The sequence below is a fragment of the Streptomyces sp. NPDC057543 genome, from assembly GCF_042801895.1.
Lineage (GTDB): Bacteria > Actinomycetota > Actinomycetes > Streptomycetales > Streptomycetaceae > Streptomyces.
Window position 1 is genome coordinate 1 of record NZ_JBHVFF010000297.1, and the last position, 10532, is coordinate 10532.

Genomic DNA, 10532 nt, shown 5'->3' on the forward strand with positions numbered 1-10532 from the left:
GAACGGAACAGCGCTGCCGGCTCCGTCCCCGCGTACACGACATCGGGCGCCTGCGGGGTGTGGGCCCAGACCACGTCGCGCGCCGGGTCGGCGGCGAACCGCCCCACCACGGTGGGGTCATCGGTGAGGACGAGCAGCGTACTCGCCTCGTCGGGCGCCGCCTGCTCGGGCGGGCCGTAGCCGGGGGGTGAGCTGAGCCCGTACTCCTCCATCGTCGAGCGGTAGGCGTCCAGCAGGCGGATGTGATACTCCAGCGGCGCTCCGTCCGGGTTGGTCTTTCCGAGCGGGGTGGTGGGCTCGGGGCACCATGTGGTGAAGCGCGGCGTGATGCCGTGCGACATGAAGAACCGCAGGCCTTCGGTGGTCGATTCGATGGCCTCGTTCACCGTGGTGAAGCCGAAGGGTTCGGCCATCTCCACGCCCGCCACGAAGTTGGGGATGACATTGCGCGGGCCGAAGACCTCGGCGGAGTCCAGAATGCGGCGATGCCACTCGTCACGGCCCACGTAACGCTCCTTGCCGGGGCAGTAGAGCTCGAACAGCCGGCGGTCCCACACCTCGTAGTTGGGGTGGTAGATCTGGACTCCGTAGTCGTGGAAGCGCTGCACATCGTCCTTGGGCAGGGCCTGGGCGACGACCTTGCCGATCCAGCGGCCGGGGAAGCGCTCCTCGATGGCCTTCGCGTACTGGCCGTAGAAATCCGCCTCGTCGCGGCCGCCGATGTGGGAGGTGACGGCGCCCCCGGTGAGGGTGTAGGCGGTCGACGTCTTAGCGGTGTCGTACTTGTCGATGATGGCCAGTGCCTCCAGGACCTCGTCGACCGGCTTCACACCGGTGTACGGGCGTCCCGCCGCCTTGTGCTGGCGCCAGTTGTGGTTGATGTCGCAGTACTGGCACTCCTCCTTCGCCCCGAAGTATTGGCAGACCCGGAAGACCGTCAGGTAGACGAGGTAGCCCCACTGGATGGTGGGCGCGACCTCCATCACGGACTTGCCGTTCTCAAGGGTGTGCCGGTAGTAGTCCGGCATCGGCGGCAGGCCGACGTCGGAGATCCGCCGGCCGTCGAGGTACAGCCCGAGCACGCCGTCGCCGTCCGCAGCGACGCGGTACGGGGACGCCGGGTTGACCCGTACCGACACCACGGTCCGGCGCAGCTCGTACGGGCCACCGGTGAGGACGATCTCCTCCGGCGGGCGGCGGAGCGCGGCCGCGCCGAGCTCGGGAAGTGTTCCGTGGTCGAACGAGAAGATGAAGTACGACTTCGGCTTGACGTCGCCGCCCTCGTTGTCGCTGAGCGCGGACTCGTCGAACGCCAATCCGCCGCGCAGGAGATCTTCCTTGATGACGGCTTCCCGGGGCACGTGCGGGAACTGCTCCATGAGCCGCTCGATCAGGCGGGTGCGGCTCCCGTCCGCGCCACGCTCTTCGGCGTGGCTCTGATCGGTGCGGCTGCGGTTGGTACTGCTGGGCATGTGCGCGACTCCTCGGTCCGGTCGTCGGAGGCCTTCCGGGTACGCCTCACTGTCCAACGAACCACGGACGTCTACGGTGCCCGGCCGCACCGGCCCATTCGTCCGGGTGCGGTGCGGATGCTGTCCGGGCCGTCAGCTGCACCGTCCGGGCCGGGACTTCAGCGGTCCCAGTGAGTGGGCCGGCTGAGCGAGGACGGCAGTTTCGTCGCCGCGTCGCCCCGGGCCGCGTTGAGCTGCGCCTGAGTGAGGAAGAGACTCCCGGTGAGGTCGGCACCGGACAGCTGGGCGTCCCGGAAGTCGGCGCCGATCAGATCGGCCAGGCGCAGATCGGCACCCGTGAGGTCCGCCGCGATGAGGTAGGCACCCCGCAGGTCGGCGCCCCGCAGGTCGGCACCCTTGAGCCTGGCTCCGATGAGGTCGGCGCCGCGGTGGTCTCGCTTCTTCCTGCGGGGCACCGTGGCTCGTACCAGTTCGCTGGTACGGAGCAGGAGGCCCGCGACGTCGTCACGGTGCGCGGCCACGTCCAGGTCCGTGAACGCATCCGCAGGGAGGCGGGTGAGACGGTCCGTCTCGTCGAGGCCGCGCCGGATCTCGCCGTGGAGGGGGTGTGCCGCGTCCAGGGACAGTGCTTCCGTGAGGTACCAGAGGAGTTCGTGGAGCTGCCGCATGACCGGGAACACCTGGAACATCTGCTGGGCGGTCTGCGGGGCCTGCCGCCAGTCCTGCCCGTCGAAGGTTTCGCGGGAGACCTTCTGGCCGGCCCCGAAGCAGTCGTACACGGTGCAGCCGGGGAAGCCCTGCGTCCGCAGATCGGTGTGGATACCGCAGCGGAAGTCCTCCTGGAGATTACGGCAGGGCTTACCGGCTTCCTTGTTGATCGCGAAGTCCGCGGACCGCGTCAGGGTCAATGCGACGCAGCACAGCCCGAAGCAGCTCGCGCAGTCGGCGCGCAGCGCGGCACGGTCGGTGCGGTCGACACGGTCGGTGCTGTCGGTGCCGGGGCGTCGGGCGTTGTCGGGCACAGTGCGTGGGTCCTCCGGGATATACGGAACTGTCGGACGATCGACCCTATCCGGATCCGCCACGCCCGCACACCGATTTCTTGATCATCACCAGCGGGCACGGATCACCACGGCGCCCCTTTTCGGCTTCTCCACGGGTGCCGGATCAGGGGGCTCCGCTCCGGGCGGCAAGCGTGCGCGCAATGATGGTGGTTATTACATCTTTCGGGAGGTGGCCACGGACGTGGTGAACGCATCGGCCGACAGCATCCCTGCCCAGCGGGTCCTCACGGATCCGGCCGACCTTGCCCGGTATCAGCACGACGAGGCCGAGTGGGCCCCCTGGACATCCTCGACGACGCGATCGCGCTCGGCGGCACCGTGACGGGCGAGCACGGGGTCGGGCTGCTGAAGATGCGTGGCATGAACAAGGAGCTGGGTCCCGCGGTCCTGAGCATGCATCACGCCGTGAAGACTGCGCTGGACCCGCACGGCATTCTCAATCCGGGCAAGGTGCTCGACGGGGGCCGTCCGTCACCGTCCGACGAAAGCGGCACTCCGGGGGCGTAGCCGGGGCCTCGACTGCGGGCGACGACGTCCGGACGGCCCGCGTCCGAGCCATTGTCAGTGGGGCGACGCACACTTGAGAGCAGTAGGGCACGGGCGAAGGGGACGGTGATGGTCAGCGAGCACGAGACCGGCTTCGAACCGGCCACCGGGGACGGCCCACCGGCTTCGGCACCGGCCGGAAGCCGGGCCGCTGCGGTACGGACGGCGTTCGAGGGCCTCCTGCAGATCAGGCGGCTGACGAACACCGGACAGGCAAGTCCGGAGGGCGTGCCCGCACAGTGGGAGATTCTCCGGCCGATACGGGCCGTCGCCCTGGCCCTGGAAGCATCGGGCCTGGCTGCCTCGGCCGTTGACGGCTCCGGCGTGCGTACGGCGACCGGGTACCGCCTGGTGCCCGGCGATGCGCCGGACAGCGTGAGGGTCGAGTGGCTCGGTCCGCCCGGCAGCGGAGCCGCGCATGCGGAGGAGGCCGAGCTGCGCCGGTGCGCCGCCGTGCTGCGGGAGTTGGGCTGGACGGTATTGCTGTACCGCGGGCCGCGACGCAGAAGATTCCTGGAGGTCGAACCACCGGCCGGTGCCCGACGGCCGAACGGCGGTTAGCCTACGGCCCGGGGACATGGTGGGAGGTCATTGTCAGACCCATGGGGGATGCTGGTGGATCCGACACCTCTGACCGGGAGATGCTGAGATGCTCAATGACGAACTCGCCGCGGCCCAGGCGTATGTCCGACTGCTGGAGGCCACTCGGGCGGCGCTCACGGAGCCTGACGAAGTTCCCGTGTATGTCCCCTTGCTCGCCTCGCCGATCGCGGAGGCGGATGTCGCACTTGAGCGTGCGGGGCTCTGCGGCAATGAGTCCCGGTTCTTCGATCTCGTGCGCTCGCTCCAGCCGAGCGCCTCCGGCAGCGGTCGCTGACCGGACCTGCTGACCAGCACCGTACGGTCGCGGTGCACTCCGTCGCCGGGCGGAACGAACCGGGCGGGTCCGCTCGGCCGTCGATCCGCGAGCCGGCGGATCTGCGGGCTTACGGTCGTCGCGCAGCCGCCCTTCAACTCGTCGCTCAGATGCGCCACCCTGCTCGGAACGAGTCGGCGGGCCGGGCTCTCCCGGCCCGCACGGCATCGCCCTTCCGTCCCACGGCCACATCTCCTCTCGCCCTCTCGGGCGCACCCCGCACCCCGCATCCCGGCACGGTGAATTGATTCAAATGACCGAGGGTACTCAACCAGTCGCTTGACTGGCAGCTTCTGGCAAACCTAGCGTAGTTTTATATGAAACGATTCATGGCCCGCCCGAACGACCACGATCGCTGGATGACTCCACTTGTGAGGTGTTCATGCCCAACGTGTCGGCCGTCAAGGCAACCCTGAAGTCCCAAGTGATCGAGACACCGTCGTGGGGGTACGGGGACTCGGGGACTCGGTTCAAGGTGTTCGCACAGCCCGGGGTGCCACGCGACCCGTTCGCATTCGACTTCAACTCCCGGTACTACGCGGACGACGATCTGATGGTCGGAGCCGTCGAGGGCCACTTCACCGACACGGAGCCCGTGCTGGACTTCCTCTCCCGTGCCGAACACCCGCGGCTTGCCTCGCTCGGCACCTCGTGCCCGGACCACTTCCTTCGTACGAAGGTCAGCCCGCTGGTCCTCGACCTGCCCGCGGACGCCCCGCTGGACGAGGTCCTGGCGCGCCTGAAGCAGCTGCACGGGAAGTATCGGGACGCGTATCGCGCGTACTACGAGCGTCACGCCACCCCCGACTCCCCGCGATGCGTGGCGCGGATCCGGCGATCGTACTGGTGCCCGGGGTCGGCACGTTCTCTTTCGGCAAGGACAAGCAGACCGCCCGGGTCGCCGGGGAGTTCTACCTCAATGCCATCAATGTGATGCGTGACGCCGAGGCCGTCTCCTCGTACGCGCCGATCGAGGAGTCCGAGAAATTCCGGATCGAGTACTGGGAGCTGGAGGAGGCCAAGCTGCGCCGGATACCGAAGCCCAAGCCGCTGACCACCCGGGTGGCGCTGGTCACGGGTGCGGGGTCCGGTATCGGCAAGGCCATCGCACACCGGCTGGTCGCCGAGGGGGCGTGTGTCGTCGTCGCGGACCTCGATGCGGAGAGTGACGCCTCGGTGGCCCAGGATCTCGGCGGGCCGGACAAGGCTGTCGCGGTGACGGTCGATGTGACCAGTGCGGAGCAGATCGCCGGGGCGTTCAAGGCCGCCGTGCCGGCGTTCGGCGGTGTGGATCTCGTCGCGAACAACGCCGGGATCCCGATCTCGAAGCCGTTGCTCGAAACCACCGCCCGGGACTGGGACCCGCAGCACGACATCATGGAGAACACTGCGGCAGGCCGCCGGGCTGGCGGGGCGGGATCCGGCCCGGATCCATCTCGTCGGGGGCGGTTCGCGCAACGAGCTGCTGTGTCAGTGGACCGCGGATGCCACCGGGCTGCCCGTGACGGCCGGCCCGCCCCGCCGAGGCGACCGCGCTCGGCAACATCCTGTTGCAGGCACGCGCCCATGGCTTCGTGGGCGATCTCATGGACATGCGGCGACTCGTCGCGCAGACCCAGGAGTTGCGCCACTACACCCCGCAGAGAGATCAGCGTGCCTGGGACCGGGCTGCCGCGAGACTGCGGCCGGCCTGAGTCCCCGTGCACTGCGACACACAGACCGGGCACCGTCCGGCGGATGCCCGGGCCCCGATGGATGACGAAGGAAGGAAGCTCATGACTGATGTCTCGCCCGTGGTACTCGACGGCGCGCTCGCCCGCACCGCACATCGCCGTACCCGCGTCGGCCTGGTCTCCGGTGGACTCGGTGCGTACTGGCCGCAGTTCCCCGGTCTCCTCGACCAGCTGCGGGAATCGACGCGTCACGTGACCGGGCGGTTCGAGGAGATGGACTGCGAGGTCGTCGACGCCGGCTTCATCTCCGACCCGCAGGAGGCCGCCGAGGCGGCGGAACAGCTGCGGAAGGCCGACTGCGACATCGTCGTGACGTTCCTGACGACGTACCTCACAGCCTCGATGGTCCTGCCGATCGCCCAGCGCACCCACACCCCGGTGCTGGTCATCGATCTCCAGCCGACCGAGGCGATGGATCACCCGAACACCGACACGGGCCAGTGGCTGGCGTACTGCGGGCAGTGCCCGCTGCCGGAGGTCGCCAATGTGTTCCGACGCAGCGGCATCCCCTTCCGCTCCGTCTCCGGCCATCTGCACGACGGGAACGCCTGGAACCGGATCCGCAGGTGGATCTCCGCCGCCCGGGTGCGGGGTGCGATGCGCCACGGCCGACACGGATTGATGGGCCACCTCTACCCCGGCATGCTGGACGTCTCCACCGACATGACACTGGTCTCCACCCAGTTCGGTGGACACCTCGAAGTCCTCGAATTCGACGACCTGCGGGTCCGGGTCGCCGCCGTGACGGACGTGGAGGCCACCGAACGAGTCGCGCTCGCACGCAGGGTCTTCACCCTCGACGATTCCGTCGACGAGGGCGATCTTGCCTGGGCCGCCCGGGTGTCGGTCGGACTGGACCGGCTCGTCGATGACTTCGAGCTCGACAGTCTCGCCTACTACCACCGCGGTCTGGAGGGGGAGATCCATGAGCGGCTCGGCGCAGGCATGATCCTCGGAGCTTCGCTGCTGACCGCCCGGGGCATCCCGATGGCCGGGGAATACGAGCTGCGCACCAGCCTTGCGATGCTGATCGCCGACACCATCGGCGTCGGCGGATCCTTCACCGAGCTCCAGGCCCTCAACTTCCGCGACCGGGTCGTCGAGATGGGGCACGACGGCCCCGCCCACCTCGCGATCAGCGCCAAGGATCCGCTGCTGCGCGGGCTTGGTGTGTACCACGGCAAACGCGGGTGGGGCGTCAGCGTCGAATTCGACGTCAGGCACGGTCCGGTCACCACGTTCGGCGTCGGCCAGGAGGCGGACGGGACGTTCACATTCATCGTCTCCGAGGGCGAAGTCGTCCCGGGACCTCTGCTGGAGATCGGCAACACCACCTCCCGTGTCGACTTCGGCTTCGACCCCGGCGAGTGGACCGACGCCTGGTCCGCGACCGGCATCGGCCACCACTGGACTCTCTGCACCGGCCACCGCGCCAAGGACTTCAAGGCCGCGGCCGACCTTCTCGGTATCCCGTTCCGCACCGTGACCGGCCCCAACGACCTCTGAGGGGCGCCGGCCCCGATCCACCCGGTTCCACCCTGTATACCCCGGTCCGGCGCTATGCCTCAGTCCATCGTTCGGGAAGCGGGAGCCAGGCCGAGCTCGCGGTCGCCCAGCGGCGCGAAGAAGAGCGCCACGTCGGCCTCGGTGACCTCGGCCAGGTCCGCCGGGTTCCACTGCGGATTGCGGTCCTTGTCGATGATCTGGGCGCGCACGCCTTCCACCAGGTCGGGCCTGGTGAAGGCGGTGCACGAAGTCCTGTACTCCTGGTCGAGCACCTCCTCCAGGCTGCCGAGCCTGCGGGCCCTGCGCAGCGCGGCGAGGGTCACCTTGAGCGCGGTGGGAGACTTGGCCAGGATCGTTTCGGCGGCCTGCTTGGCAGCGGGAACACCGCTGGTACCGAGCTGGTCGAGGATCTCCTCGACGGAGGCGGACCGGTAGCAGGAATCGATCCACTCGCGGTGCTCCGCCAGTTCACCGCCCGGCGCGGGTGAGGCGTGGCGCCGTACGGTCTCCTCGACCTCGGCTGCCGTACCGCAGGCGGCGAGGGCCGTGGTGAGCCCGGCGAGGTGGTGGGACAGTACGAAGTGGTCGGCGAGCCCGCACAGCAGTGCGTCAGCCGCGCCGACCGCGTCCGCGGTGAGTGCCAGATGGGTGCCGAGCTCACCGGGTGCGGCGCCGAGCAGGTGCGTCCCGCCCACATCGGGGACGAAGCCTATTCCCGTCTCGGGCATGGCGACGCGCGAGCGTTCGGTGACGATACGGACGTCGCCGTGGGCGGAGACACCGACCCCGCCGCCCATGACGATGCCGTCCATGACCGCGACGTACGGCTTGGAGAACCGGGCGATGCGCGCGTTGAGCCGGTACTCGTCACGCCAGAAGTCCATCGATGTGCCGCCGCCCGAGCGGGCGTCCTCATGGATCGATCGGATGTCGCCGCCCGCGCAGAGGCCGCGCTCCCCCGCGCCGGTGATCAGGACCGCGGTGATGGCGTCATCGGCCTCGGCTTCGCCGAGTGCTGCGTCCATGCGCAGCACCATGGCGTGATTCAGCGCATTGAGGGCGCGCGGGCGGTTGAGCGTGATGTGCCGGATGCGTCCCTCGGTGTGCAGCAGAACGGGATCGTCGTGATTCATCAATGCGCTCCGGTCAGCCCCTGTGCCGTATCGCCCGCCGATCGCGGACGATCTTCCGCTGCCATTCTGCGGGGCGGGCCCCGGGCTCGGGCAGCAGGGGTACGGGGCGAGAGTGCACAAGAATGAGAGCGCACAAGGGTGCGGCTCCCCGCGAGCGGGGAGCCACCTCGACCGGTGGTCCCGGCACATTCCGGTGCCGGGACCATTGGTCTACGTCAGTGCTGTGCGGTGCGACGCTTGCGCACGGACCACATGATGCCGCCACCGGCCAGCAGGACGGCCACAGCCGCTCCACCGATGATCGGGGTGGCGGACGAGGAACCCGTCTCGGCCAGGTCCGGCGAGCTGGGGCTCGGGGAAGCCGCTGCCGGGGCGGACTCCGAAGGCGCCTCGCTGGGCGTGGCGCTCTCGACGGGCGCCTCCGAGGAGGGCGCCTGCGACGGCGTGGCCTCCGACGGCGTAGGTGACGGGGTGTCCTCGGACGGCGAGGGTGACGGGGTGGTGCCCTCGCACACGGGCGCCTGCTTGGTCTCGTCGCGCGAGAACTTGTCGCCGTCGCCGGCCTTGACGACGAGATGAACCGTCAGTTCCTTGTCGTGCTCGGGCAGCTCGAGCTTCTTGTGGAACTCCTTGCCGAAGGTCTGGGTGGGCAGGAGGTTCTCGCCGTCGACAGTGACAGTCACCTCGTTGGTGACGTTGCTGTTGTAGGCGGTCAAGTCAAGGCTCACGTCAGTACAGGTCACGGCCCAGGTGGGAGTGTGAGCTGCGGCCGGGCCGGCGGTGAGGACCGTGCCGGTGAGGCCGACCACCGCTGCGGCCGCGAGTGTCCCCGCAGCACGCAACGATCTCCTGGGTATGGTCATGAATTCTTCCTCCGCATATGTTTCATCGCCTGAATGGCGGTGGGGCGCACAGTACTGCCCGTGACAACTACGTGCGCAACCGCCCCACGGAGCATCCGAAGTCACAACTGAACCCACATCGGCACCAGTTGGGACATCGCGGACACAGCGCGAAGAGAGCGGAGCAAGTCCTTGGCGGCAATCCCTGTCGAAACGCAGCCCGTCGAGGCGGCCAGGTCGGATACTCGGTGGGTTTCCAGAGACGGTAGATGTGTCAGAGACGGCAGTGCATGATGTGCAGTCCGACGAAGCCGTGTTTCGGATGGTTGAACCCCTCGGGCAGCGTTCCGAGGACGTCGAATCCGAGCGAGCGGTAGAGCCGGACAGCGTGGATGTTCGTCTCCACCACAGCGTTGAACTGCATGGCCCGGAACCCCGATGCGCGAGCCCAGTCCAGTGTGTACGCGCACAGTGCCCGGCCCACACCCTGCCCGGAATGCTCGGGGTCGACCATGTAACTGGCGCTGGCAATGTGCGCGCCGTTGCCCATGTGGTTGTTGTTCATCTTCGCCGTACCGAGGACCGCCCCATCGTCGCCGACCGCGACGACCGTGCGGTTCGGTGACTTGAGGAGCCACCAGGAGCGGGCCTCACGCTCATCGAGGTCGAGCGGATAGGTGAACGTCTCGCCCGCTGCGACGATTTCGTGGAAGAACGGCCAGATATCGGCCCAGTCCCCGGCTGTGGCTTCTCTGATCAGCATGTGCGTCAGGATGCCGGTGCCGTTCTCCCCGCGCCAGGAGTTTTCAGCAAGGACGCCTGGATGGGCGCCGCCGCAGCCCGAGCCGGGCGAGCAGTCCGAGTGCGGCTTCCGGCACCGCTGTCGGCGGAGGTCCAGGATCGGGAACCGGATCACGAACCTGAACGCAATCGCGTACAGGAACGACGGTGGGTGCGGGTTCGGGCGCCGGACCGGGATCGAGCGCCGGGGTGGGTTCGGAGACCGAACCGGCCGAAGCGGGTTTTCCCTCGGTAACGAGCTCTTTCCGAACTCGGAGTTCAGGGTCAACACGGATTCCTGGCTCGACACCGGGTTCACGATCACCACGGAGTTCGGACTCAACACCGCGTTCGACCCCGGTGCCGCGTTCGGTTTCCGGTCCTTGCTCATCCTGGATCTCAGGTCGGCGATCGCGCCCGGGGCCGGGGCGAAGGCGCCGCTCGTCGCCCGGACGCGGAGCCGGACGGGCCTCCCGCGCGTTGTCCAGCTCCATGATCAGGCCGACGCGCCGCCACAACATCTCGTCCGGTTCGTCGGCC

At 68.6% G+C, this 10532-nt stretch carries 9 protein-coding genes and 4 pseudogenes; 8 read left to right on the forward strand and 5 right to left on the reverse strand.

The window, feature by feature from the left end:
- Together ACFU8Q_RS34135 and ACFU8Q_RS34140 are read right to left on the reverse strand one after the other, a co-directional pair.
- Positions 1 to 1472 (reverse strand): radical SAM protein (locus ACFU8Q_RS34135; protein ID WP_384461818.1); only part of this gene is annotated, 1472 nt, incomplete at its 3' end.
- A 158-nt stretch (positions 1473 to 1630) separates the two neighbouring features.
- Positions 1631 to 2494, reverse strand: coding sequence for a pentapeptide repeat-containing protein (locus ACFU8Q_RS34140; RefSeq protein ID WP_384461821.1), 864 nt, complete (start codon positions 2492 to 2494; stop codon positions 1631 to 1633).
- Between the two features lie 324 nt (positions 2495 to 2818).
- Between ACFU8Q_RS34140 and ACFU8Q_RS34145 the strand changes: the two are divergent.
- From ACFU8Q_RS34145 to ACFU8Q_RS34175, 7 genes and pseudogenes are all read left to right on the forward strand, one after another.
- Positions 2819 to 3043 (forward strand): annotated as a pseudogene (locus tag ACFU8Q_RS34145) (FAD-linked oxidase C-terminal domain-containing protein); the annotation flags it as partial.
- A 108-nt stretch (positions 3044 to 3151) separates the two neighbouring features.
- A complete protein-coding gene (locus ACFU8Q_RS34150; RefSeq protein ID WP_384461822.1) occupies positions 3152 to 3643 on the forward strand; it encodes a hypothetical protein in 492 nt (163 codons plus the stop codon).
- 88 nt (positions 3644 to 3731) lie between these two features.
- On the forward strand, positions 3732 to 3959 hold the full coding sequence (locus tag ACFU8Q_RS34155) for a hypothetical protein (protein WP_384461825.1): 228 nt from the start codon (positions 3732 to 3734) through the stop codon (positions 3957 to 3959).
- A gap of 421 nt (positions 3960 to 4380) precedes the next feature.
- A pseudogene (locus tag ACFU8Q_RS34160) lies at positions 4381 to 4509 on the forward strand (rhamnose isomerase); the annotation flags it as partial.
- Positions 4510 to 4526: 17 nt separating this feature from the next.
- Positions 4527 to 5378: pseudogene (locus tag ACFU8Q_RS34165) on the forward strand (SDR family NAD(P)-dependent oxidoreductase); the annotation flags it as partial.
- A gap of 1 nt (position 5379) precedes the next feature.
- Positions 5380 to 5692, forward strand: a pseudogene (locus ACFU8Q_RS34170) (FGGY-family carbohydrate kinase); the annotation flags it as partial.
- Between the two features lie 81 nt (positions 5693 to 5773).
- Entirely contained in the window at positions 5774 to 7237 is a 1464-nt protein-coding gene (locus tag ACFU8Q_RS34175; protein ID WP_384461828.1) for an arabinose isomerase, read from the forward strand.
- Between the two features lie 59 nt (positions 7238 to 7296).
- On the opposite strand, the gene ACFU8Q_RS34180 is transcribed toward ACFU8Q_RS34175, so the two are convergent.
- The 3 genes from ACFU8Q_RS34180 to ACFU8Q_RS34190 form a co-directional block, all read right to left on the reverse strand.
- Entirely contained in the window at positions 7297 to 8370 is a 1074-nt protein-coding gene (locus ACFU8Q_RS34180; RefSeq protein ID WP_384461831.1) for an enoyl-CoA hydratase/isomerase family protein, read from the reverse strand.
- 215 nt (positions 8371 to 8585) lie between these two features.
- Positions 8586 to 9233 carry an LAETG motif-containing sortase-dependent surface protein gene (locus ACFU8Q_RS34185; RefSeq protein WP_384461834.1) on the reverse strand — a complete coding sequence of 216 codons (648 nt, stop codon included), beginning with the start codon at positions 9231 to 9233 and terminating at the stop codon, positions 8586 to 8588.
- Between the two features lie 253 nt (positions 9234 to 9486).
- Positions 9487 to 9975: a GNAT family N-acetyltransferase gene (locus ACFU8Q_RS34190; protein WP_384461837.1), complete on the reverse strand. Its 489-nt coding sequence runs from the start codon at positions 9973 to 9975 to the stop codon at positions 9487 to 9489.
- Between the two features lie 16 nt (positions 9976 to 9991).
- Here ACFU8Q_RS34190 and ACFU8Q_RS34195 point away from each other — a divergent pair.
- Positions 9992 to 10532 (forward strand): hypothetical protein (locus tag ACFU8Q_RS34195; RefSeq protein ID WP_384461840.1); only part of this gene is annotated, 541 nt, incomplete at its 3' end.